Origin of the sequence: Micromonospora sp. NPDC000668, from assembly GCF_042897975.1 — a bacterium.
Classification (GTDB): Bacteria; Actinomycetota; Actinomycetes; order Mycobacteriales; family Micromonosporaceae; genus Micromonospora.
The window spans coordinates 585,987-609,233 of sequence record NZ_JBIAYP010000001.1 but is presented as its reverse complement, the minus strand read 5'-3'; the positions used below and the strand labels follow the sequence as shown (position 1 = coordinate 609,233).

General features: G+C 72.2%; 21 protein-coding genes. 16 read left to right on the top strand and 5 right to left on the bottom strand.

All coding sequences use genetic code 11. The annotated features are described in order from the left end of the window. Window positions 1–2: 2 nt before the first annotated feature. Both ACFY29_RS02730 and ACFY29_RS02725 read left to right on the top strand, forming a co-directional pair. Entirely contained in the window at window positions 3–1,202 is a 1,200-nt protein-coding gene (locus ACFY29_RS02730; RefSeq protein ID WP_386982827.1) for a low temperature requirement protein A, read from the top strand. 185 nt (window positions 1,203–1,387) lie between these two features. Next, window positions 1,388–2,338 (top strand): acetyltransferase, encoded by a 951-nt coding sequence (locus tag ACFY29_RS02725; protein ID WP_386982825.1) that lies wholly within the window; start codon window positions 1,388–1,390, stop codon window positions 2,336–2,338. Between the two features lie 55 nt (window positions 2,339–2,393). On the opposite strand, the gene ACFY29_RS02720 is transcribed toward ACFY29_RS02725, so the two are convergent. Next, entirely contained in the window at window positions 2,394–3,773 is a 1,380-nt protein-coding gene (locus ACFY29_RS02720) for a serine hydrolase domain-containing protein (RefSeq protein ID WP_386982823.1), read from the bottom strand. A 158-nt stretch (window positions 3,774–3,931) separates the two neighbouring features. Beyond that, the gene (locus ACFY29_RS02715; RefSeq protein ID WP_386982821.1) at window positions 3,932–4,606 is read right to left on the bottom strand and encodes a TetR/AcrR family transcriptional regulator; all 675 of its coding nucleotides are present in this window, start codon (window positions 4,604–4,606) and stop codon (window positions 3,932–3,934) included. A 122-nt stretch (window positions 4,607–4,728) separates the two neighbouring features. Between ACFY29_RS02715 and ACFY29_RS02710 the strand changes: the two genes are divergently transcribed. After that, a complete protein-coding gene (locus tag ACFY29_RS02710) occupies window positions 4,729–5,247 on the top strand; it encodes a hypothetical protein (protein ID WP_355612697.1) in 519 nt (172 codons plus the stop codon). A gap of 18 nt (window positions 5,248–5,265) precedes the next feature. Here the strand turns inward: ACFY29_RS02710 and ACFY29_RS02705 are convergent, their stop codons facing one another. Continuing rightward, entirely contained in the window at window positions 5,266–6,369 is a 1,104-nt protein-coding gene (locus ACFY29_RS02705; protein ID WP_386982818.1) for an aldo/keto reductase, read from the bottom strand. A gap of 155 nt (window positions 6,370–6,524) precedes the next feature. Between ACFY29_RS02705 and ACFY29_RS02700 the strand changes: the two genes are divergently transcribed. The 13 genes from ACFY29_RS02700 (at window position 6,525) to ACFY29_RS02640 (ending at window position 21,500) form a co-directional block, all read left to right on the top strand. Next, on the top strand, window positions 6,525–7,130 hold the full coding sequence (locus ACFY29_RS02700; protein ID WP_386982816.1) for a TetR/AcrR family transcriptional regulator: 606 nt from the start codon (window positions 6,525–6,527) through the stop codon (window positions 7,128–7,130). 83 nt (window positions 7,131–7,213) lie between these two features. Next, complete coding sequence (locus ACFY29_RS02695) at window positions 7,214–7,369, top strand: hypothetical protein (protein WP_386982814.1); 156 nt, start codon at window positions 7,214–7,216, stop codon at window positions 7,367–7,369. 259 nt (window positions 7,370–7,628) lie between these two features. Next, the gene (locus tag ACFY29_RS02690; protein ID WP_386982812.1) at window positions 7,629–8,675 is read left to right on the top strand and encodes a LacI family DNA-binding transcriptional regulator; all 1,047 of its coding nucleotides are present in this window, start codon (window positions 7,629–7,631) and stop codon (window positions 8,673–8,675) included. Then, on the top strand, window positions 8,672–9,607 hold the full coding sequence (locus ACFY29_RS02685; protein WP_386982810.1) for a carbohydrate ABC transporter permease: 936 nt from the start codon (window positions 8,672–8,674) through the stop codon (window positions 9,605–9,607). The genes ACFY29_RS02690 and ACFY29_RS02685 overlap by 4 nt, the downstream gene beginning before the upstream one ends. A gap of 58 nt (window positions 9,608–9,665) precedes the next feature. Continuing rightward, a complete protein-coding gene (locus ACFY29_RS02680; RefSeq protein ID WP_386982808.1) occupies window positions 9,666–10,505 on the top strand; it encodes a carbohydrate ABC transporter permease in 840 nt (279 codons plus the stop codon). Window positions 10,506–10,540: 35 nt separating this feature from the next. After that, complete coding sequence (locus ACFY29_RS02675; protein ID WP_386982806.1) at window positions 10,541–11,833, top strand: ABC transporter substrate-binding protein; 1,293 nt, start codon at window positions 10,541–10,543, stop codon at window positions 11,831–11,833. A 3-nt stretch (window positions 11,834–11,836) separates the two neighbouring features. Next, the gene (locus tag ACFY29_RS02670; RefSeq protein WP_386982804.1) at window positions 11,837–13,021 is read left to right on the top strand and encodes an ADP-ribosylglycohydrolase family protein; all 1,185 of its coding nucleotides are present in this window, start codon (window positions 11,837–11,839) and stop codon (window positions 13,019–13,021) included. Next, window positions 13,018–14,370 carry an ADP-ribosylglycohydrolase family protein gene (locus tag ACFY29_RS02665; protein WP_386982802.1) on the top strand — a complete coding sequence of 451 codons (1,353 nt, stop codon included), beginning with the start codon at window positions 13,018–13,020 and terminating at the stop codon, window positions 14,368–14,370. Before ACFY29_RS02670 ends, ACFY29_RS02665 begins: the two co-directional genes overlap by 4 nt. Window positions 14,371–14,401: 31 nt before the next feature. Then, window positions 14,402–15,340 carry a ribokinase gene (locus ACFY29_RS02660; RefSeq protein WP_386982800.1) on the top strand — a complete coding sequence of 313 codons (939 nt, stop codon included), beginning with the start codon at window positions 14,402–14,404 and terminating at the stop codon, window positions 15,338–15,340. Continuing rightward, a complete protein-coding gene (locus ACFY29_RS02655; protein ID WP_386982798.1) occupies window positions 15,337–17,286 on the top strand; it encodes an SUMF1/EgtB/PvdO family nonheme iron enzyme in 1,950 nt (649 codons plus the stop codon). Before ACFY29_RS02660 ends, ACFY29_RS02655 begins: the two co-directional genes overlap by 4 nt. A gap of 4 nt (window positions 17,287–17,290) precedes the next feature. Then, complete coding sequence (locus ACFY29_RS02650; protein WP_386982796.1) at window positions 17,291–19,459, top strand: alpha/beta hydrolase-fold protein; 2,169 nt, start codon at window positions 17,291–17,293, stop codon at window positions 19,457–19,459. Further along, window positions 19,456–20,679, top strand: coding sequence for a CaiB/BaiF CoA transferase family protein (locus ACFY29_RS02645; protein ID WP_386982795.1), 1,224 nt, complete (start codon window positions 19,456–19,458; stop codon window positions 20,677–20,679). The genes ACFY29_RS02650 and ACFY29_RS02645 overlap by 4 nt, the downstream gene beginning before the upstream one ends. Further along, window positions 20,679–21,500, top strand: a complete 822-nt coding sequence (locus ACFY29_RS02640; protein WP_386982793.1) for an HpcH/HpaI aldolase/citrate lyase family protein — start codon at window positions 20,679–20,681, stop codon at window positions 21,498–21,500. The genes ACFY29_RS02645 and ACFY29_RS02640 overlap by 1 nt, the downstream gene beginning before the upstream one ends. Before the next feature lie 73 nt (window positions 21,501–21,573). Here the strand turns inward: ACFY29_RS02640 and ACFY29_RS02635 are convergent, their stop codons facing one another. Next, window positions 21,574–22,197: a DUF305 domain-containing protein gene (locus ACFY29_RS02635; RefSeq protein ID WP_386982791.1), complete on the bottom strand. Its 624-nt coding sequence runs from the start codon at window positions 22,195–22,197 to the stop codon at window positions 21,574–21,576. Between the two features lie 70 nt (window positions 22,198–22,267). Next, on the bottom strand, window positions 22,268–23,161 hold the full coding sequence (locus tag ACFY29_RS02630) for a DUF1996 domain-containing protein (protein WP_386982789.1): 894 nt from the start codon (window positions 23,159–23,161) through the stop codon (window positions 22,268–22,270). Window positions 23,162–23,247 lie beyond the last annotated feature (86 nt).

Here is a 23,247-nt window from a genome sequence, read left to right as displayed (position 1 = left end):
TCGTGCTGACACGCGCCGGGTTGCGTGGGCTGGGGGACAGCAGCAGCCCACGCGGGTCGACCGTCCTGGAACTGCTGTTCGACATCGTCTACGTCTTCGCGCTCGCCCGCCTCGCCGGGCGGGTCGCGGACGACCTGACCATCGTCCGACACTCGCTGCTGTCGGAGGCGGGTCAGACGCTGCTGTTCTTCGCGGCGATGTGGATGATCTGGTCGCTCAACGCCCTGATGTCGAGCACCTATGACCCCCGGCGCACGGATATCCAGATCCTGTTGCTGGCGACGATGTTCGGCACGCTGGTGCTGGCGGTCTCGTTGCCACAGGCGTTCGGCGAGCGGGGTGCGATCTTCGCCTGCACGTACGTCCTCATCCAGGTCGGCCGCCCGCTCTACCTGGCGCTGGCCCTGCGAGGCCACCCGATGCAGGGCGTCTCGGTCCGGGTGCTGAGCTGGCACGTGGTGTCCGGTGTGCTGTGGATCGCCGGTGGCATCAGCGGAGGGCTCGGCCGCGGCGTCTTCTGGACCCTCGCCCTCGCCATCGAGGTCGGCGGAGCGGCCACCAGCTGGCCCGTCCCCGGAGTGGGCGGGGACCGGCGCAGCACCTGGGCCAAGGTCTCCTACGTTCACCTCGCCGACCGGTACAACCAGTTCTTCATGATCGCGCTCGCCGAGGTGGTGCTCGAAGCCGGCGCCGCGATCAGCTTCCCGGGCTTCTCGACCGAGCGGACGATCACCCTCGTCGCCGCGTTCGTGGCGGTGGTGTCGTTCTGGCGAATCTACTTCTACCACGTGGGGCCGGGCCGGCCCTCGACCGGCAGTCTGGCCGCGGAAGGGCTGCAACTGTCCTGGTGGGCGAGCTTCAGCCTGCTGCTCATCGTCGGTGGCATCATCTGCACCGCGGTCGGCTTCGGGCAGGTCATCGAGGACCCGAACCCGCCGATCGACTGGGCGCTGGTGGTCATCATCTTCGGGGGTCCAGTGCTGTTCCTGATCGGGCGGACCTACCTGGAACGGCCGTCCGAGACCAAGTCGCGTTGCTGGGTCCTGATGGTCGGTGCGCTGGTACTGGCCGCGGCGGCGCCGCCCATGGTTTTCCTTCCGCCAGTCGCGGCGACTGTCAGCGCCGGGCTGATCCTGGCCGGGATCGCCATCTACGACGGGCTGTCCCACCGGAGTGGACCGGAGACCAATCCGGCGTTGTAGCCGTCGCTCGGCCCGACTCCGCCGCCGTGTGCCGGTCTTGCGGGCCGGCGAGCGCGTCGAGTACGTTTTCGGCACGCCATCGAGCCGGGAGGAGGTCAGAACAATGTCCGATGTTCTGCGCCCCCTCCGCGCCCCGGCGTCCACGCGGATCTGACCCGGGGCGCTTGCTCTCCGGAGGTCAACCCATGACCGATCTGGTCATCCGCCCGCTCGTCGCGGGCGAGGAAAACCTGTTCGACTCCATGCCCGATCCGCTGCCCCAACTGCGCCAGGTCGGCTACGCCGACGGGATCGCCGGCGGCGGTTACCGGCCCGAGAACACCTGGGTCGCCCTTCGCGCCGGCCGGGTGGTCGGCCGGGCGGCCTGGCTCCTCCCGCCGGGTGCCGTCGGTGCGCCCTGGCTGGACCGGTTCGACCTGGACGCCGAGCCGGAGGTGGGTGCCGCGTTGCTGCGCGCCGCCCACGAGGCGCTGGGCGGTCCCGGTTTGTACTACGCCGCCATGCCGGCGCACTGGCGGCGCCGGCCGGAGGTGCTGGCCGTGATGGAGGCGCCGATGGCGGCGGCCCGGCTAGCCGGGCTGGTCGAGCGCGGGGAGCGGCTCCGATGCTCCTGGACGGGCACGCCGCTGCCGGCCACCTCCGGGCGGTACGCCTTCCGCCCGGCCACCGACCCGACCGAGATCAACGCACTGGTCGCACGAGTCACCGAGCCGGACGTGCTGACCGGCGTGGAGATAGCGCGGGCGGTCGGCGGCGTCGATCTGGCCACCGACCCACTGGCCTGGCTGGGCGGCCCGGCCGGCGACTGGCGGGTCGCGTTGGACGACGGCGAGCCGGTCGGACTGGTCGGGACGGCCGGGGACGCCTGCTTCCCGCTCATCGCCTACCTCGGTCTGCTCCACGACGCCGTCCGGGCTGAGCTGCTGGCCGAAGCGGTCCGGGTGCTGGTCGACGGCGGCGCCCGGGAGGTGATCGCCGACGTGGACGCCCACCGGGTGGCGGTGCTGGCCGAGCTGGAACGAACCGGGTTCCGGCAGCTGCGCTCCCGGGTCGCCTTCGCACCGGCAGCCGCCACGCCGTCCGGCTCCGTCGGCACACCCGGTTCGCTGGTCGCCGCCGACGATCGTCAGGTCTGACTGATCGGGGTACGCCCTGGTGCCACCAGGGCGTACCCGCCGACACCGGGGGCCATCACCGGCAAACGCGCGTGAACAACCGGCCGGCCAGGTCGGCCCCGGTGATCGCGCCGCTCTCGTCGCGGGCGAAGAAGCCGCGTTGCCCCTTGAGACCGCCGCTGGTGACGATGTATTCGTCCGCCTCGCCGGGCAGCAGGCCGAGATCGGCCGGTGGGAGATCCGGGGGGAGTTCGGTGTCCGTGGCCGCGCGGATCTCCGGTTTGATCCCGCATTCGACCGTGAGCCCGGTCCCATCGGTGGCGATTTCGAGCGTCATCATGTCGTTCTCGTACCTTCCGGCGACTTCCCTGGCTCGCGCATCGTCGAAGGGGAGCGGCTCCGGGTCCTGGTCGACAACGCCCAGGTAGTGCTCGAGTGCCCACCGGACGACGGCCTGGTTGACGGCGAGGCCGCCGTCCGGGCCCGAGTTGGACAGCGCGACGACGGCGAAGTTTCGCTCGGGGACGATGAGAAGTTCGGCGAACTGGCCGTTGGCCGATCCGCCGTGCCCGATGGTGCGAACACCGTCCACATCGCGGAGGAACCAGCAGATGCCGAAGGCGTCGCCAAGCGTGCTGCCCCGCAATTCGACCGTCGGCGCCTTCATCCGCTCCAGTACCTCGGTTGGCAGCATGCGGGCACCGTCGTCCGCGCGACCGTCACCGAGGTGGAACCGGGCCCACCGAAGTTGGTCCACCACCGAGGACACGGCACCCCCGCCGGGGTTGTTGGCGCGGCTGTCCTTCCACTGTCGTGCGACGGCCAGCGTTCCGTCCTCGCCAAGGTTGTGCCCCACCGCGAACCGCCGGGTCATGACGTCGTTGGTGGCGAAGGAACTGTGCGACAGCCCCAGTGGCTCGAACAGCAGCGAGGCGATGGCCTGCTCGTAGGTCAGGCCCGTGACCTTTTCGATGATCCGCCCGGCGAGGTCGTACCCGACCTGGCTGTAGGAGGCGCGGGAGCCCGGCGGCGCGATGAGTTCCAGATCGGCCATCTTCGCCACGTACGCGGCCAGGGCGTCGTCGCCCTCTCCGGTCTCGACGCCCATCCTCCAGTCCAACCCGGCGGTGTGGTTGAGCAGCTGCAACACGGTGATCTCCGCCGCGGCCCGCTCGTCCGGCAGCACGAGCTCGGGGACATACCGGCGCACCGGCGCGTCCAGGTCGACCCGCCCCTGTGCGACCAGACGCATCAACGCGGTCGCCGTGAAGGGCTTCGTGACCGAGCCCAGCACGAACAGCGTGTCCTGGTCGACGGGCTGCGGATTGTCGACGCTCGTCACCCCGTGGCAGGCGTACATCTCCCGCCCGTCCGCCCACACTCCGACGGCGACTCCGGGAACCCCGAACTTGGTGGCCGCCACCTCGACGAACTCCGCCAGCGTCTCCTGCGACATGTTCCGTCACTCTCCCCGAATTGCACTTTGTTCAAGTGGTTGCCGGGCCAACACTAGGCACGTCTTGAACATTGTGCAAGAGTGATCCCGAGTCCTGTTCGGCTCGGAGGTCCGGCCTGCGCCTCCGGTGGCGCGGCCGAACCAGCTCGGCGGCCGGGCTAGGCGGCGAGCTGCCGCTCCAGGCCGTCGAGGAGAGCCTGGAGCCCGAACTCGAAGGCGTCGTCGGGCGCGGCGGCATAGTCGGTCGCCGCTGGGGTCTCCAGGCGGGTACGCAGGCGCGGGTAGCGCATGGCGATTTCCTTGGCCTTGCCCATGGCGTCCTGGAACTGTTCCTCGGCGGTGGTGTCGTCCCGCGTGAGTTTCCGGGTGAGTGAGGCGGTCGCGGCGGCACCTGCCGCGTTGCCGAGAACGTAGGTGAAAACGGCGGAGGCGGCCTGGTCGGCCTGGGCGCCGGTGAAGCCGGCAGTCTCGTGGACGGCGAGGCTGTGGTCGTCGTGGCGAGCCTTGCCCTCGCCGTAGAGGACGTGCGCGGCGAATGCCTGCACCAGCCAGGGGTGACGGGTGAACATCTCGTACAGGTCGACGGCCATGGCGGTGGTCGCGGTACGCCAGTCGACGGCGTCCAGGTCGGGCAGCTTGAGCTCGCCCCACACCTGGTCGGTGGCGAGCAGGACGAGGTTGTCCTTGTTCTTGACGTGCCAGTACATGGCGGTGGCGGCGGAGTCGAGTCGTTTGCCCAGGGCGCGCATGTTCAGGCCTTCGAGGCCCTCGGCGTCGAGGAGTTCGACGGCGGTGCGGACGATCTGCTCTCGGGTGAGGGTGTCGCGTGCCATGCCCCTCACGGTACGCAGTCGCTTGCACAAAGTTCAACCCAGGGCTTGCACAACGTTCAAGTAGCCGGTTACCGTCATCTCCGCCAGCCAGTTGAACTAAGTGCAACTCCAAGGAGAGTTCCATGAACACCCTCGCCGCCGTCATGCAGTTGCTCGTCGCCGCCGCCTTCGTCAGCATCCCGGTGGTCCGTCACCGCTTCGGCCCTGTCGCGAAGGCCGCCGCAGAGGCCGAGCTTCGCCGCCAGAACGTCCGCCCCGAGGTGTTGGCGGAGAACAAGCTCCGGTTCGACGCCAGCGGCCACGAGACCGCGGCCCCGGTGGCCGTCGCCGCGGTGATGACCACCGTCGCCGCCCTGCACCTCGCCGGCTCCGACCTGGCCCAGCCGCTGACCTGGATCTTCTCCTCGCTGGTCGTGCTGATGAACGTGGTGATCGTCTACAGCAACCTCACCGCCGTGAAGTCCGTCGAGGCTGCCTTCCGCCGTAACGGCGACCCGGAGTTGACCCGCGTCGAGGTCAAGCCCTTCCTCCAGGCCGCCGAGAACGCCTTCCCTCGCTGGGTGCGCGCCCAGACCTACCTCCGCAACACGGTGGTCTTCGCCGGTTCCGCCGTCGCCCTGGTCGCCGTCTCCCTCGCCTGACCGGCAGGTCGGGTTCCGTCAGGTGGAGGGCTGGGTGGCGCCGTTGAACACCGGCGGCGCGTACCCCGCCGGCTTGTCGCCGATGCCGAGGCCGGGGCTCACCACCCAGGACTGGTACTCCGGGGTGAACATCACGTGGGGCATTCCGACGTGCGGCGCGCTGGCCTCCTCGAGCCGACGACGGGCGTCCGCCGGGATCTCGAAGTCGAGCGCGGCGAGGTTGCTGTCCAGTTGCTCGGGGCTGCTCGCCCCGATGATCACCGATGCGACGGCGGGCTGGGTGACCGCCCAGTTGATGGCGACCTGGGCCATGCTCCGATCCAGGTCGGCGGCCACGCTCTCCAGTGCCTCGATCACCTGCCAGTCCCGAGGGTTGATCTCCCGACCCGGGGCAGCCGGATTGGTCAACCGACCGTTCCCGCTCAGGCCGTCGCCGGTCCGTCGGTACTTGCCGCTGAGCAGGCCGCCGCCGATCGGGCTCCATGCGGTGAGGCCCATGCCGAGGGACTGGCCCATCGGCACGTACTCCGCCTCGATGTCGCGCGCGACCAGGGAGTACGGGAGTTGCAGCGTGACCATCGGGGTCAGCGCGTGCGCTTCGGCGTAGCTCTGCGCGCGAGCCGCGTACCAGGCCGGTACGTCGGAGAGGCCGGCGTACCGGATCTTGCCGACGCGCACCAGGTCGTCGAAGGTCTGCACGACCTCCTCGACCGGGGTGATCCGGTCCCAGGTGTGCAGCAGGTACAGGTCGATGTAGTCGGTGCCGAGCCGGCGCAGCGAGGCGTCCAGGGCCCGCACGATGTGTTTGCGACCGTTGCCGCTGGCGTTCGGGTCGCTCTGGTCGACGGTGTTGGTGAACTTGCTGGTGAGTACGAGCCGATCCCGGACGCCGGCCCGGTCGATCAGGCGGCCGAGGATCCGTTCGCTCTCCCCGGCGGTGTAGAAGTCCGCCGTGTCGATGAAGTTGCCGCCCGCCTCCAGGTACCGCCGGAAGATCGGCTCGGCCTCATCCTCGGTCTTGCCGTACGCGGCGTGGAACCCGTCGACGCCGAAGTTCATCGTGCCCAGAGCCAGGCGGCTCACCCGCAGACCGGACCGCCCGAGCAGGTAGTAGTGGTTCATCGTCGCGTCCTTCCGATCGCTTGTCCGGCCCGGAGGGGCCGCGTGGTCCAGACTCTTGCTCGGCAAAAATGGACCTGCAAGTCCAAAAATCGAGCTACGGTTGGACCGGCCGGTCCAGACGAGAATCGGCGCCGCAGGCGCCATCGGGAGGTCGCATGACTCGCGCGTTGACCCGCAAGGGCGAGGCGACCCGGGCGCGGATCGTCGCCGGGGCGGCCGCCGAGATCCGCGAGCGCGGTGTCGACGAGGTACGTCTCGAGGACGTCATGGCCCGCACCGGCACCAGCAAGGGCCAGCTCTTCCACTACTTCCCCGAGGGCAAGGATGAGCTGCTGCTCGCGGTGGCCGAGCACGAGGCCGATCAGGTGCTCATCGACCAGGAGCCGATGCTCAGCAACCTGACGTCCTGGCCAGCCTGGCTGGCGTGGCGCGATCGGCTGATCGAGCGCTACCTCGCGCAGGGCGTGAAGTGCCCGCTCAACGGTCTACTCGGTCAGGCCGGCCGGCGCGCGCCGGGCGCGCAGGCGGTGGTGACCGGGCTCATGTCGCGCTGGCAGAAGGCGATCACCGAGGGCATCCGGCACATGCAGTCGACCGGGGACATCGCCCCCGAGGTGGACGCCGACCGCGCCGCCGCGGCCCTGCTGGCCGGCATCCAGGGCGGCGTACTCCTGTTGCTCTCCACCGGAAGGATCGACCACCTTGAGGCTGCCCTCGACCTGACCATCGACTCCCTCCGGGCAGGTGCCCGCGCCGCCTGATCGTGTCAGGATCTGCTCACCCGGCCGGAAGGGTCGGGGCCGGAGAGGGGCGGTCGCGCATGTCGGTTGGAACGATCGCTGCGATGCTGGCCGGTTCAATCCTGCTCTTCGCCCTGGTGCTGCTGCTGATCAACAGCATGCTGGGGCGTCGTGCGCGGGCTGGGCGACGGGCGGGCCGATACACCTCGCGGCCGGGGAACTCGTCGGACAACAGCTCGTCGAGCATGGGCGGAAGCTGAGGCCGGAGGCGGCCACACCCTGAGCTGATCGCCGGCGGCGAGTTGTCGTGCCGCCGTCGCCGCGGCCCGCTGTCGTCTGGCCGGGCCGGGAGATCACTCCCGCCATCGGGCCGTCGGCCGTTGGAAACGTTTTCGTAACGAGCCCTTGACCTCTCCGCCGCAGGCGGCGCAGACTCCCGGAAACGTTTACAGCTATCGGGTGGAGGTGCCAGACGTGGGTCGTAAACGTTTACAGGAACCGGTTGACGGTCGGCCCACGGTGCACACAGTCGCCGCCCGGGCCGGTGTCTCCATCGCGTCCGCCTCGCGGGTGCTCAACGGGGTCGGCGGCAGCCCGGAGACGATCCGCAAGGTACGCGCCGCGGCGGCCGAGGTGGGCTACGTGCCGAACGCGATCGCCCGGTCGCTGCAGTCCCAGCGCACCGGCCTGGTCGCGCTCGCCGTCGAGGACATCGGCAACCCGGTCTACGTGGAGATGATGCGCGCCATCGAGGCGGTGGTCGCCTCCTCCGGGCGGCAGCTGCTGGTGCACGCCACCGGCGGGCGGATCGACAACGAGACCGCCCTGCTGCGCCGACTGGCCAACCGCTACGTGGACGGGATGATCGTCTCGCCGATCCGGGTCACCGACGACCACCTGAGCGCCATGGTGGACAGCCCAGTGCCGGTGGTGGTGGTCGGCCAACTCGGCGCGGACGCAGCGGTGGACAACGTGCGTACCGATTCCCGGCACGGTGTGGCGCTGGCCGTGGACCACCTCGTCGCCACCGGCCGGCGCCGGATCGGCTTCGTCAACGGCCCGCTCGACACCGTCCCGGGCATCGCGCGTGACGCCGGCTTCCGGAGCGCCCTGCTCCGGCACGGCATCCCGCTCGACGAGGACCTGATCGAGGTCGGCGACTTCCAGTACGCCGCCGGCCGGACCGCCACCGAGCGGCTGCTCGCCCGCACCGACCCGGACGCCCTGTTCTGTGCCAACGACCTGATCGCGGTCGGCGCGTTGCACGCCTTGCTGGCTGCCGGACGCCGGGTGCCGCAGGACGTCGCCCTGGTCGGCATGGACGACACCGAACTGGCCCGGATGATGTTTCCCCAGCTTTCCAGCGTCTCGCTCGGCTCGGCCGAGCGCGGTCGCCGAGCCGCCGAACTGCTCCTGCAACGCATTGCCGACCCGACCCTGCCGCCGCGGCGCGAGCAGGTGCCACCGAGCCTCGCCGTCCGCGCGTCCAGTGGCACGACGCTGCCGGCCCCTCGGCCGGCCGGCCCACCGACCACCCACCCGTCCAGCGAAGGGGTGACCTCATGACCACGCTGGCCGAGCAGCCGGACGTCGAGCGGGCCGAGCCGGCCCGTCGGCCGAACCGGTTCCGCTCCGACCGCACCACCATCTACCTGCTGCTGTTGCCGTCGCTGCTGCCGATTCTGGTGCTGTCGGTGTTCCCACTGCTGCGCGGCATCTACCTCGGCTTCACCGACGCCCGGGCCGGGCGCAACGTCGAGGTGAGCTTCACCGGCCTGGCCAACTACCGGGAACTCCTCGGCGACGAGCTGTTCTGGAACTCGTTCAAGATCGGGCTGATCTGGGCGGTCGGGGTGACCGTGCTCCAGTTCCTGCTCGCCCTCGGGCTGGCCCTGCTGCTCAACCAGCAGCTGCGGTTCCGGGGCGTGGCCCGGGTGCTGGCCGTGGTGCCGTGGGCGATGCCGCCGGTCGTGGTCGGCATCCTCTGGAAGCTCGTCTACCACCCGGACGCCGGACTGATCAACGAGTTCTTCCACCAGATCGGCGCCGACGGGCTGCGGACCAATTGGCTCGGCGACTTCAGCACCGCGCTGCCCGCCGTGATCCTCGTCGGGGTCTGGGCCGGCATGCCGCAGACCACCGTCGTTCTGCTCGCCGGTCTGCAGGGGGTGGGCCGCGAGCTGCACGAGGCGGCGGCGGTGGACGGGGCCAGCACCTGGCACCGGTTCCGGCACGTCACGCTGCCCGCCCTGGCCCCGGTGATCGTGGCGATCACGTCGCTGGACTTCATCTGGAACTTCAACTCGTTCGGCCTGGTCTACGTGCTGACCACAGGCGGGCCGGGCGGCAAGACGATGCTGCCGATGCTCTTTGCCTACGAGGAGGCGTTCCGCTACGGCAACTACGGCTACGCGGCGGCGCTCGGCAACGTGATGGTCGTGATCATCATCGCGCTGCTCGCCGTCTATCTCCGCCGCCGGCTGAGGGAGGCGAACTAGTCGTGCTCAGTGCGAGGAGTGAGCTTGCGAGCCGCACAGTCCTGATCGGAGGGCATTGATGTTCGGAAAACCGAGCCGCACCGGGCGTGTGTTGCAGTACCTGGCGCTCACCGGCTACCTGATCTTCCTCGGCTTCCCGCTGGTCTGGCTGCTCTCGACTGCGTTCAAGCCGCCGCGGGAGCTGGTGCGACTGCACCCGACGTTGATCCCGGACAACCCGACGGTGCAGAACTTCGTCCAGGCCTTCACCGAGCAGGAGCTGGGCCGGGCGGCGCTGAACAGCCTCCAGGTCTCGCTCGCCTCGGCGGTGCTGACCGTGCTGGTCGCCATGCCGGCGTCGTACGCGCTGGCCCGGTTCCGCTCCAAGCTCGGCACCGCGGCGCTGGGCTGGGTGCTGCTGTCCCAGCTCTTCCCGTTCGTGCTGCTGATCATCCCGATCTTCCTGGTGCTGCGGCAGGTCGGCCTGGCCAACACGCACGCCGGGCTGGTGCTGATCTACGTGGTGTGGGCGCTGCCGTTCGCGCTCTGGATGCTGCAGGGCTTCGTCCGCAACATCCCTCGGGAGCTGGAGGAGGCCGCCTCGGTGGACGGTGCGAGCCGGGTGCAGGTCCTGCGCCGGGTGGTCTTCCCGCTGCTCGCCCCGGGCCTGGTCGCGACCGCGCTGTTCTCCTTCATCTCGGCCTGGAACGAGTTCTTCTTCGCGCTGGTGCTGATCAAGACCCCGGAGCTGGCCACCCTGCCGGTCGCGTTGGCCCGGTTCGTCGGCATCGAGGGCACCGCCCGACTCGGGCCGCTGGCCGCCGGCTCACTGCTGGCCACGCTGCCCAGCCTGATCTTCTTCGCGTTCATGCAACGCCGGCTCTCGTCCGGGTCGCTCGCCGGCGCGGTCAAGGGCTGAACCGTCCCCCACCCACCACCAAGGAGGTAACCCCCATGCTCCCTACCCGATTTCGTCGACTCGCCGCGGCCACCGCGGTCGCGGTCGTCGGCCTCGGCGCGCTCACCGCGTGCGGTGACAGCGGCGGCGACGAGGCCACGTCCGGCCCGGCCAAGCTGCGCTTCCTCAGCCTCGCCTGGCAGAAGGAGTCGCTGCAGGTCAACAAGGACCTCGTCGCCAAATGGAACGCCGAGCACCCGGACATCCAGGTCGAGTACGTCCAGGGTGACTGGAACTCGGTGCACGACCAGCTGCTGACCTCCTTCGAGGGCGGCGACGCACCCGACATCGTGCACTACGAGGCGTCCGCGATCGGCGAGTTCAGCAAGCAGGGCTACCTGGCCGACCTCTCCGGGCTGGTCTCCGACGATCTGAAGGGCCAGATCGACCAGGGCGTCTGGGACACGGCCACCGTCGACGGCAAGGTCACCGGCATTCCGTTCCTGCTGGAGTCGCAGGTCGTCATCGCCAACAAGAAGCTGCTCGACGCCGCCGGTGTCGCGGTGCCGCCGGCAGATGGCGGCTGGACCTGGGACGAGTTCCAGGGCAACGCGCAGAAGCTCACCAAGCCCGGCCAGTACGGCGTGGCCTGGGCGCTGAAGTCGCCGACCAACCGGGTGCTGAACCTGGCGCTCAACTACGACGGAAAGTTCTTCTACACCGACGGCGGGCGCACCGAGGTGCGGGTCGGTGACGCGGAGAAGCAGATCCCGAAGCGGATCCACGACATGATCTACACCGCGAAGTCCGCCTCCCCGGAGGCGCTCGGCATGAGCGGCGCGGACACCCTGCCCGGCTTCTTCGGCGGCAAGTACGCCATGCTGCCCGGCTCGGTGTCGCTGCGTCAGCAGATGGTCGAGCAGGCGCCGGCCGGCTTCGAATGGGTCACCCTTCCGCCGGTGAAGGGGCTCTCCGCCAAGCAGGCGGCCAACCCGCAGACGCTGTCCGTCTCCGCGGATTCCAAGCACAAGAAGCAGGCCGCGCAGTTCCTCGAGTACTTCCTGAACCCGACCAACATGGCCGCGCTGGCCAAGGGTGACTGGCTGGTACCGACCGGCAAGCAGGCCAACGAGGAACTGGTCAAGCTCACCGCCGGCAAGCAGGGCTGGGACGTCGCCGCGGACAGCGCCGCGGACCTGACCGTCGCCCCGTTCCAGCAGGCCGACGGCTACCCGGAGTGGAAGACCAAGTACGCCACCCCGGCTCTCCAGCAGTACTTCGCCAACAAGATCACCCTTGATCAGCTCGGTACGCAGCTGGTCGATGGTGGCAAGCAGGTTCTGAGGTAGGACATGTCACTCTTGCTCGACACATCGGTCGGCTGCCTGGTCGGCGCCGCGGTCGGAGACGCCCTTGGCGGCGCCACCGAGACGGCACTGCCGGAGCAGATCCGCGCGCGGTTCGGCGGCTGGGTCGAGGGCATCGTGCCCCCGTACCACGCCGACTGGTCCACCGCGCGACCGCTCGCGCCGTACCACAAGGGCGACGGGCACATCACCGACGACACGTTGATGACCCACGCCCTGGTCCGTGCCTATGCGGCCAAACGGGACCACCTCGACGCGTACGACGTGGTGGAGCTGCTGGTCCCCGATCTGATCGAGCGGGTGGTCTACATCCCCGACCTGGAGCGGGAGGGGGTGACCTTCCACCGGCTCGCGGCCGCCGAGCGGTGGTTGGTCACCCGCCTGCACCACGCTCACGCGGACCCGCGCGAGGCCGGGGTCGGCAACATCGTCAACTGTGGTGCGGCCATGTACATGGCCCCGGTCGGCATCGTCAACGCGGGCGACCCGGCCGGGGCGTACGCCGAGGCGGTGGAGATCGCCGGAGCGCACCAGCACAGCTACGGCCGGGAGGCCGCCGCCGTCTTCGCGGCGGCGGTCGCCGCGGCGGCGACCCCCGGCGCGGGCGTCGAGGACGTCGTCACGGCGGCGCTGGACCTGGCCCGAGACGGCACCCGGGCGGCCATCGACGCGGTGGTCAAGGAGGCCCGCAGCCACCACGACTGGAAGCAGGCGATTCCGGCGTTGCGCGCCGCGGTCGCCCCCTACGACACGGTGGGGGAGGAGTACCGAAGCCCCGGGCTCGGCGCGCGACGGCCCAGTCGGCTGCACGCCATCGAGGAGCTGCCGGTGGCCATCGGCATGCTCGTGGTGGCCGGCGGCGAGTTCCGCCCGGCGGTGCTCGGTGCGGTCAACTACGGCCGGGACGCCGACTCCACCGCCACGATGGCCGCTGCCATCGCCGGGGCGCTCGGCGGCGCCGCGGCGGTGCCGGCGGAGTGGTCCGAGGTGGTCGCCACCGCCTCCCGGACCGACCTGGTGGAGCCGGCCCGGGTTCTCGCGGCGGTGGCCGGCGAGGTCTTCGAGCGGGACCAGGCCCGGTTCACCCGGCGGGCGGAGCGCTTCGCCGGGCTGGCCGGCGGCGCCGGTCGGGCCGTGGCGGACGCATCCGACGGCGAGTCGACCCGGTGAGGATCACCTGGGTTCAGCCGGAGGACCTGCTGCCGCACGAGTTGGCGGCCAGCCGGGACGAGGGGCGCGACGTCGCGGCGCTCGCCCAGCGGTGGGCCGTGGCCGGCGGGGACCTGACCCCGCCGGTCAGCGGGGCGTCGCCGACCCCGGCGTCCCCGGCGCTGCGGGCGCTCGCGGCGGAGCTGCTGGACGCCGCCGACGCGCTGCCCGCCGTCGCCGCCGACGATGAGCCGGATGAGCTGGCCGCACTACGGGCCGAATGGCCGACGAGTTGGTCGCTGCCGACCGACGTGACGCACGACCGGCTGCACGGCGCGTGGCTCGGCCGGGCGGCCGGCTGCCTGCTCGGCAAGCCGGTGGAGAAGATCCCCCGGGAGGGAATCCGGGAGATCCTCACGGCGACCGACCGGTGGCCGCTGCGCGACTGGTTCACCGCGAAGGGGCTGCCGGCCGAGGTCGCCGCCCGCTGGCCGTGGAACCGGCGCAGCGCACCGACCAGCCTCGCCGAGAACATCGACGGCATGCCCGAGGACGACGACCTGAACTACGCGCTGCTGGCGCTGCGGGTGCTGGAGACGCACGGGCGGGACTTCACCAGCGCCGACGTGGCGCAGGCGTGGCTGGACTGGCTGCCCGCCGGCCGGGTCTTCACCGCCGAGCGGGTGGCGTACCGGAACCTGCTGCTCGGGCTCGCTCCACCAGAGAGCGCCCGTCGGCACAACCCGTTCCGGGAGTGGATCGGCGCGCAGATCCGCACCGACGTGTACGGCTGGGTCAACCCCGGCCGGCCGGACCGGGCCGCGGAGCTGGCCTGGCGGGACGCGACCGTCAGCCACGTCCGGGGCGGGGTGCACGGCGCGATCTGGGCCGCCGCCCTGGCCGCCGCCGCGCCGGTCGCCGCGAGCATGGACGAGGTGCTGGACGCCGCCGAGGCGGTGCTGCCGCCGCGCAGTCGGTTCGCGGCCACGGTCCGCGAGGCGCGCGCTCTCGGCGCGGGGGCCGACGACTGGGAACGCGTGGTCGACGAGCTGTATGTCCGGCACGGCCACCTGCACTGGGTGCACGTACGCAACAACGCCGCGCTGGTGGCCGCCGCGCTGGCGTACGGCCGAGGCGACCTGGAGCGGTCCATCACCGCGGTGGTCAGCGGCGGCTGGGACACCGACTCGACCGGCGCGACGGTCGGTGCGGTCACCGGGGCGCTCACCGGGGCGTCCGGGCTGCCGGCGCGGTGGGTCGCCCCGCTGCGCAACCGGCTGGCCAGCAGCATCGCCGGCTTCGACGGGATCGGCTTCGACGAGCTGGCCGAGCGTACCCAGGCCCTGGCCCAGTCGGGGAGCGGGTCGTGAACCAGCACCGGTGGACGGAAAGGAGCCCGGCATGAGCGCGCGCGTGGCGGTGGTGGGCAGCAGCAACCTGGACCTGGTGGTGACCGCGTCGCGGCTGCCCCGCCCCGGTGAGACGGTGCTCGGCGAGAACTTCCGGACCGTGCCCGGTGGCAAGGGCGCCAACCAGGCGGTCGCCGCCGCACGGGCCGGTGCCGCCTGCGACTTCGTGGGCGCGGTCGGCGACGACGAGTTCGGTACGCAGATGCGGGCGAGCCTGGTCGGCGCGGGGGTCGACGTTCGCGGCCTGCGGACCGTCGCCGGTCCCTCCGGCATCGCGCTGATCGCCGTCGACCGGGACGCGGAGAACTTCATCGTGGTCGCGCCCGGCGCCAACGGCACGTTGACCGAACTGGACGCCGACGACCGGGCGACGATCGCCGCGGCGGACGTGCTGCTGCTCCAACTGGAGGTGCCGCTGGCCGCCGTGGTCCGTGCGGCCGACTGGGCCCGGGCGGAGGGCACCACGGTGGTGTTGAACGCCGCGCCGGCCGCCGTGCTGCCGACGGAGCTGCTCGACCTGGTCGACGTGCTGGTGGTCAACGAACACGAGGCGGCGGTCGTGGCCGGGGTCTTCTCCGACGACCCGCCGGTGCTGCTCGACGCCCTGCTGGAGCTGGTGCCCCGGGTGGTGCTGACCCGCGGCGCGCGTGGTGCCGCGTACGCCGACCGGCGAGGTCTGCGCCTGACCGTCCCGGCCCCGCGCATCGACGCGGTGGACACCACCGCCGCGGGCGACGCCTTCACCGGCGCGCTCGCCGTGGGCTGGGCCGAGCGTGGCGGCGCCAGCACCGAGGACACCGTCACGGCGAGCCTGCGCTGGGCGTGCGCTGCCGGCGCGGCCTGCGCTCAGCGGCCCGGCGCGTCCACCGCCCTGCCTGAGCGGTCCGCCATCGACGCCCTCTACGACGCGACCTACCGAGGTACCCCGTGAGCTTCAACCCGTATGTCCCGCGCCCGATCGACCGGCCGACCGAGGTGCCGCTCGGCGGGCACGCCGACCTGACCACCCTGGACGAAGCGAAGATCTTCGCCGCGCCGGCCGACCCGGCCGACTGGCCGGCCTGGCGGGAGCAACTCACCCGCTGGCGGGCCGACGCCCGGGCCCGGATCGGCTACACCGGCACGCACTACGACGAGATCGCCGGCGACTGCTTCAGCGTCTGCCTGATCTGGCTCTGGGACGAGGCGCTCTACGACCACGAGCGCGGCGTCTTCACCGTCGACGAGTTTCTCGACGCGGCCGGGCAGGATTTCGGCGGCTTCGACGGGGTGGTGCTCTGGCACGCGTACCCGGTGATCGGCCTGGACGACCGTAACCAGTTCGACTGGTACCGGGACGTGCCGGAGCTGCCCGAGGTGGTGCGCGCGTTCCAGGAGCGCGGGGTGCGGGTCTTCATCGACTACAACCCGTGGGACACCGGCACCCGCCGCGAGCCGGGCAGCGACGCCGAGGAGGTCGCGGCGCTGGCCGGCAAGCTCGGCGTCGACGGCGTCTTCCTGGACACCCTCAAGGAAGGTGCCGGAGAGCTGCGCGCCGCGCTGGACGCGGTCCGCCCCGGCATGGTCCTCGAAGGCGAGAGCCGGGTCCCGCTGGCCCGGATCGCCGACCACTCGATGTCGTGGGCGCAGTGGTTCGCCGACTCCGAGGTGCCCGGCGTGCTGCGGGCGAAGTGGTTCGAGCGGCGGCACGTGCTGCACCACACCCGCCGTTGGCACCGCGACCACCTCGACGAGTTGCACTCGGCCTGGCTCAACGGCGTCGGGGTGCTGGTGTGGGAGAGCGTCTTCGGCGTCTGGGTCGGCTGGAACGACCGGGACCGGGCCGTGCTGCGGGCGATGCGCCGGGTGCAGGCCAGCCACGCGGCGTGGTTGCGCGCCGAGGACTGGGTCCCGCTCGCCGACCACGCCGGCCAGGGCCAGGTGTACGCGTCCCGCTGGACACACGAAGACGAGCCCCTGTGGACGGTGGTGAACCGGGGCGCGGACCACGACGGGCCGTGGCTGGTCACCGAGGCCCAGGCCGACCGACACTTCGTCGACCTGGTCACCGGCGCCGAGCTGACCGTCACCGAGACCGGTGACGGCCGGCTGGCGGTGGGCGGTCCGCTGCCGGCCGGCGCGATCGCCGCCGTGGTCGTCACCGACGCCGCCGTGCACCGGCACGAGCCACCCACCGGCGACCCGTCCTTCCCGGCCCGCTCCGCGGTACGCGTCCGGACTCCGTGGGCACCCCGGCCACAGTTGCCGCGAGGCATGGCCGCTGTCGAGGCCGGCCGGCGGGAGCTGGTGGTCCGGCACCGGGTGCGGGAAACCGGGCTGTACGGCGAGGCGCCCTACGTCGACGAGTGGAAGCCGCTGCCACCCCGCCTGCACCACACCGGCACGCTGCGCCGCAGCGTCCGGCTCGGCCGGTTCGCCATCGCCACCCACGAGGTCACCCACGGCGAGTACGCCGAGTTCCTGCGGGCCACCAACTACCGGCCGGTGCGCCCCGAGCGGTTCACCGCGGGGCACGGACCGGCCGACGCCCCGGTGACCGGGGTGGACCTGGCCGACGCCCGGGCGTACGCGGCGTGGGCCGGGCTGCGGCTGCCCACCGAGGACGAGTGGCAGGTGGCCGCCGAGGCAGGGCTGCTCGTCCGCCGGGAGCCGCTGGTGTGGAACCTGACCGAGAGCGAGCACACCGACGGGCGTACCCGATTCGTCATCCTCAAGGGCGGCGCCGGGTACCGGGCGGACGGCTCCGACTGGTACCTCGACGGCGGCCCGCAGCCGGCGGACGTCTCGGTGAAGCTGCTACTGACCGGCGCCGGGCTCACCCGCTCCGACCAGGTGGGCTTCCGCTGCGCCGCAGACCTTCCGACCCCCAAGGAGTGACCTGATGGGCAGACGCTGGCGGATCGGCGGCGGCGTGGCCGCCGTGCTCCTCGCGCTGGGACTGACCGGCGCGGTACCGGTTGGGGCGAGTGCGGAGCGCCTCCGCGCGGGCACGCTGACCACCGCGTCCGCGCCGTCCCCGGCGTTGGACGGGACCATCGACTACACCGTCTACCTGCCGTACGGGTACGCCAACGCGACCGCCGCCCGCTACCCGGTGCTGTACCTGTTGCACGGCCGGGGCGACACCATGCAGGCGTGGACCCAGGTGAAGGCCGACCTGGACCGGATGATCGCCGACGGCGAGGTGCCGCCGGTGATCGCGGTGCTGCCCGACGCGCCGTGGAGCAGCCGGGGTAACTGGTACGTCGACTCCTCCTACACCGGCGCGGACGACCCGGGCCGGCCGGTGGAGACCGCGCTCACCCGCGACCTGGTGGCGCATGTCGACGCCACCTACCGCACCGCCGCGCACCGCGGCGCCCGCCTGGTCGGCGGCTACTCGATGGGCGGCGCCGGGGCGCTGCGCTACGCCCTCGCCCACCAGGACCTCTTCGCCAACGCGCTGGTGCTCAGCCCGGCGGTCTACCGGCCGCTGCCGCCGGCCGACTCGTCGGCGCGCGAGTTCGGTGCCTTCGGCTCGGGCGCGCAGCGCTTCTCCGACGAGGTCTACCAGCAGCTGAACTACCCCGCCCTGCTGCCCGGCCTGGACCCGGAGTCCCCGGTCCGGATGTACGTCGCGGTCGGCGATGACGAGTGGGCCAACCCCGACCCGGCCGACGCCGCGCACGACCTCGACTACGAGGCGGCCACCCTCTACAACACGGTGCGCCGCGCCGACGGGGTCGCCGCCGAGCTGCGGGTGCTCGACGGGGGGCACGACTGGGATGTCTGGCGACCCGCCTTCGTGGACGGTCTGAAGCACCTCGCCGGCACGCTGAGCGTCACTCCGCCGGCCGGGCTGCCCGGGCCGGTGCACGGCAGCGCGGGCACGGACTGGGCCGGCGGCGTCGCCGCCCACCAGGATGGCACGACCACCATCGGCTACGCCGCCTCCGGCCCGGTCGACGGCCAGCCGTACGCCGGCGGGCTGGACGCGGTGGTGAGCCGGCTCGCCGCCGACGGCACGACCGCGCGGTGGACGACCCAGTTCGGCACCGCCGCGAACGACCGCCTCTACGGGCTGATGCCGCTCGCCGACGGCGGGGTCATCGCCGCCGGCTACACCCGCGGCGACCTGGACGGAAAGCACCCCGGCAACCCGGCCGACGACGCCTTGGTGACCCGGCTGACCGGGTCCGGGCAGCGGGCCTGGCTGACCCAGGCCGGTGACCCGACGAAGGCGGACCGGTTCTACGCCGTCGCGCCAGCTCCGGACGGCGGTGCGTACGTCGCCGGCTACACCAGTGGCTCGTTCGCCGGCGAGACCGGTGCAGGCGACAAGGACGCCGTGCTGGCCCGGATCGGCCCGGACGGGCGCGTCGCCTGGAGCCGGCAGTTCGGTGGGCCAGGCGAGGACAAGGCGTACGCGGTGATGGCCGACGCGCAGGGCGTGTACGTGGCCGGCGGCACCTCGGCCGGCCTGCCGGGCACGACGGCGCTCGGCGGCGCAGACGGCTGGCTGGCCCGGTACGACTCGGCCGGCACCCGCAGCTGGGTGACCTCGGTGGGTGGCGCCGGAGACGACCTGCTCGGCGGCGTCGCGATCAGCTCCACCGGCACGGTGCTGGCCACCGGCTCCACCGGCGGCGAGGCGACCAACGGTGGCAGCGACGTGCTGACCGTCGCGTACACCTCGACCGGTCGGCAACGCTGGCGGACCGTGACCGGCGGCCACGGGGCCGATGCCGGCGCGGAGGTGGTGCCGCTGCCCGACGGCGCGGTCGCCGTGGTCGGGTTCACCAACAGCACGCTCGGGCTGCCGGTCGGCGGCGCGGACGTGCTGACCGTGCGGCTCGACGCCCGGGGACGCCAACTCGGCGTCGCCCAGTACGGCACGGTCCGGGACGACGCAGCCGACCCGTTCGGCGAGGAGAACGTCTACGCGACCCTCGGCGCCGACGGCCGGCTGCTGGTCAGCGGGCTCACCGCCGGAGCGCCGGTGGGCGGCGGCGCCCTCGGCAACGGCGACGTCTTCCTCGCCGCCCTCGACCCGACGAAGGGAACGCCGTGACCGCCGCGACTGATCCGGGGGCCGGGCGTGCCACCCGTGGCCCGCTCGACGGGGTGAAGGTGGTCGACCTGGCCACCCTCTTCGCCGGGCCGCTCGCGGCCGCGTTCCTCGGCGACTTCGGCGCCGACGTGATCAAGGTGGAGCACCCGGCCAAGCCGGACCCGTCGCGGGGTCACGGCCCGGCCCGGGACGGCGTCGGGCTCTGGTGGAAGGTGCTCGGCCGCAACAAGCGGACCGTCACCCTCAACCTCTCCGACCCGGACGGCGCCGCGCTGCTGCTCCGGCTGCTCGCCGACGCCGACGTGCTGGTGGAGAACTTCCGTCCGGGCACGCTGGAGCGGTGGGGGCTCGGCCCGGCCGAGCTGCGCGCGGTCAATCCCCGGTTGGTGATCACCCGGATCAGCGGTTTCGGGCAGGTCGGCCCGTACGCCCGCCGGCCCGGCTTCGGCACCCTCGCCGAGGCGATGAGCGGCTTCGCCGCGGCCACCGGGGAACCGGACGGCCCACCCACCCTGCCCCCGTTCGGGCTGGCGGACTCGGTGAGCGCGCTGGCCGCCGCGTACGCGGTGATGCTGGCCCTGCGGGCCCGGGACGCCACCGGCACCGGGCAGGTGGTGGACCTCGCCATCATCGAGCCGATCATGGCGATGCTCGGCCCGCAGATCACCTGGTACGACCAGCTCGGCTACATCCAGCCCCGGTTGGGCAACCGGTCCAACAACAACGCCCCGCGCAACACCTACCGGTGCTCGGACGGGCGCTGGGTGGCGGTCTCCACCAGTGCGCAGAGCATCGCCGAGCGGGTGCTGCGGCTGGTCGGCCGACCCGAGCTGATCGACGAGCCGTGGTTCGCCACCGGCAGCGGCCGAGCCGAGCACGCCGACGAGTTGGACGCGGCCGTGAGCGCCTGGGTGGCGAAGCGGGACCGGGACGAGGTGGTGGCCGCGTTCGAGGCGGCGCAGGCGGCGGTCGCGCCGGTCTACGACGTGCGGGACATCCTCGCCGACCCGCAGTACGCGGCGCTGGGCACCGTGCGCAGCGTCCCGGACGAGGAGTTGGGCGAGGTGCGGATGCAGAACGTGCCGTTCCGACTCACCGACACGCCGGGGGAGATCCGGCACGCCGGTCGGCGGCACGGCCAGGACACCGACGAGGTGTTCGGCGCGCTCGGCCTGAGCGCCGACGAATTGGCCGCGCTGCGCGAGCGGGGCGTGCTCTGATGCTGCTCAGCTGGCTCTACGTGCCCGGCGACCGCCCGGACCGGTTCGCCAAGGCGGTCGCCTCGGGTGCCGACGCGGTCATCCTCGACCTTGAGGACGCCGTTGTCGCCGGGCGTAAGGCGTACGCCCGGGACGCGGTCGCCGAGTTCCTCGCCGAGGTGCAGCCGGTTCCGGTGCAGGTCAGGGTCAACGAGCTGACCGGGCCGGACGTCGACGCCGACCTGGCCGCGGTGTCCGGTCGGCCGGGGCTGGCCGGGCTGCGGCTGCCGAAGGTGGAGTCGGCCGCGACGGTGGCGGCGCTCGCCGACCGGGTCGACGTGCCGCTGCACCCGCTGGTCGAGTCGGCGCTCGGGCTGGAGGCGGCGTACCCGATCGCCTCGGCCCACCCCGCGGTGGCCTCGATCGGGCTCGGCGAGGCCGACCTCCGCTCGGACCTCGGGGTGAGCGACGACGACGGGTTGCTCTGGGCGCGCGGTCGGGTGGTGGTGGCGGCCCGCGCCGCCGGTCTGGTGCCGCCGGCGATGTCGGTGTACGCGGACGTCGCCGACGTCGCCGGTCTGGCCGCCTCCTGCGCGGTGGGTCGGCGGCTCGGCTTCCTCGGCCGCGCGGCGATCCACCCGCGCCAACTGCCGGTGATCGTCGAGGCGTTCCGGCCGGCCGATCGGGAGGTGGCCCGCGCCGCGGAGCTGCTGGCCGCTGTGGCCGAGGCGCACCGGCGGGACTCGGGGACGGTGGTGCTGCCGGACGGCCGGTTCGCCGACCGGGCGATGGTCGCCGCAGCCCGACGCACCGTGGACCTGGCCGCCCGCTACACCGCCTGAGCGTCGCCGTCGGCGGGCTCGGTTGGCAGGTGTCCGGTGCTCGACGAGATCGTCACCAACCGGGGCTGAGGGGTCAGCGGCTCGACGCACCGTCGAGCCGGTCGAGCCGCGCGAGTTCGGCGTTGCCGCCCCGGACCACGGCCGCGGCCAGCGCGGTGGTCGCCGGGTGGACTCCACCCTGCTGCTCGGCGGTGGCGATCCGGACCGACTGCGCCAGGTGCGCGCGCAGGTGCTGAGCGAGCAGCCGGTCGAACGGCTTCCCGGCGGCCGACCGCAGCGCGGTCAGCTCCTCGGCGGTGATCATGCCGGGCATGTCGTGCCCCTCATGCGGGTTGGTCGCCGGCGCACCCGAGTCGGCCAGCAGCCGGCGGGACCGGTCCAGGTCGGCGCGGTGGGCCGCCCCGACCTGGGCGGCCAGCCGCCGCCACGCCGGGTCGGTGGTCCGGGCCGGCACCAGGTCGAGTACCGGCTGCAGTCGTTCGGCCATCGCCACCGTCAGTTGGAGCCAGGCGATGTCGGTGCCGCTGAACGGTCCTGCCGTACCCGTGGCTGGCACCGCGCTCGGCGGTGCGACTGCCGGCGGCACGGTCGCGGACGGTGCGGTGCTGCCGGCCGGGGCCGGTGACCCGGCAGCGCAGCCGGCGACGAGCAGAACTGCGATGAGCAGAGTGGGCGGTGCAGCGACGAGGGCTCGCATCCGACCTCCTTTCCGCCCGTGCGGGCGGGCCCGGCGTGACCGGGCCCGCCCTCGGGTCGAACGTGTCGGCTCAGATCGGTCGGCCGTCGTGCCCGCACTTGATCACCGGACGGATGCAGTCCTGGACGCGGCGTGCCATCTCCGCCACCGGCCAGGCGTTGAAGAAGTCGCCGTGCATCGTGTAGCCCGCACCGGAGGCCAGCCGGAACTGCGCTGGGTTGCCGTTGACCGGGTACCGCAGCACCTGCCGCAGCTTCGGCACGTGCACCGGGTGCGTCGCCGGGCAGGCCTGATTCACCGGGTACGCCATGTGGCTCTTGTGGTCGGCCGAATCCAGGTCGCGGCCGTTCCAACACTGCGGGAAGTCCAGGTACGACTCCAGCATGGTGCCGGCCGGGCAGTTGACGAAGTCCTTCGACGGGGGCACGTGCCCGGCGTGCAGGCACGACCAGCGGGCGATGCTCTCGTTCGGCCCGGTCGCCCGAGCGTTGCCCGCAACGATCCGCAGCCCCTGCGGGATGGGCTGGGTGGCCGCGACGACGTCGGCGCGTACGCCCTCACCCAGGTAGTAGAACGTGGAGATGGCCGGCTCTACCGGCACGTTGTTGTTGTACAGCGTCGGCACCCAGTACGACGAGACGTCCGTCCGCGGGTTGCAGGTGGTCGGAGAGTTCACCAGGTCGGGGAGCGTGGTGTGGGCGTTCGTCACCGTGCTGCCGAAGAAGCTGTGCATGTGCGAGGCACCGGGCAGGCCGGGGAAGATGATCGGGTCGTCCGGCAGCCGGTGGCTGTACGTGCAGTCGGCGGGGAACTCGGCGACCCGGATGACGTTGACGCCCGGGGCGGCGTCGGCCCGGTCGGTGGTCGACACGATGTACGTGCCGAGTAGCGCCAGCAGTGCGCCGATCGCCGTGGCGAGGCGCAGCCGGCGGTGGATGCCGGAGAGGGGTGCGGCCCTGTCCATCTCGTGACTCCTGTCGGGGGGACGGGTCAGGGACAGCTCCGGCGCCGCCGCCGAAGACATCGGAGTTTGCCCTTGGCCAGACTTTG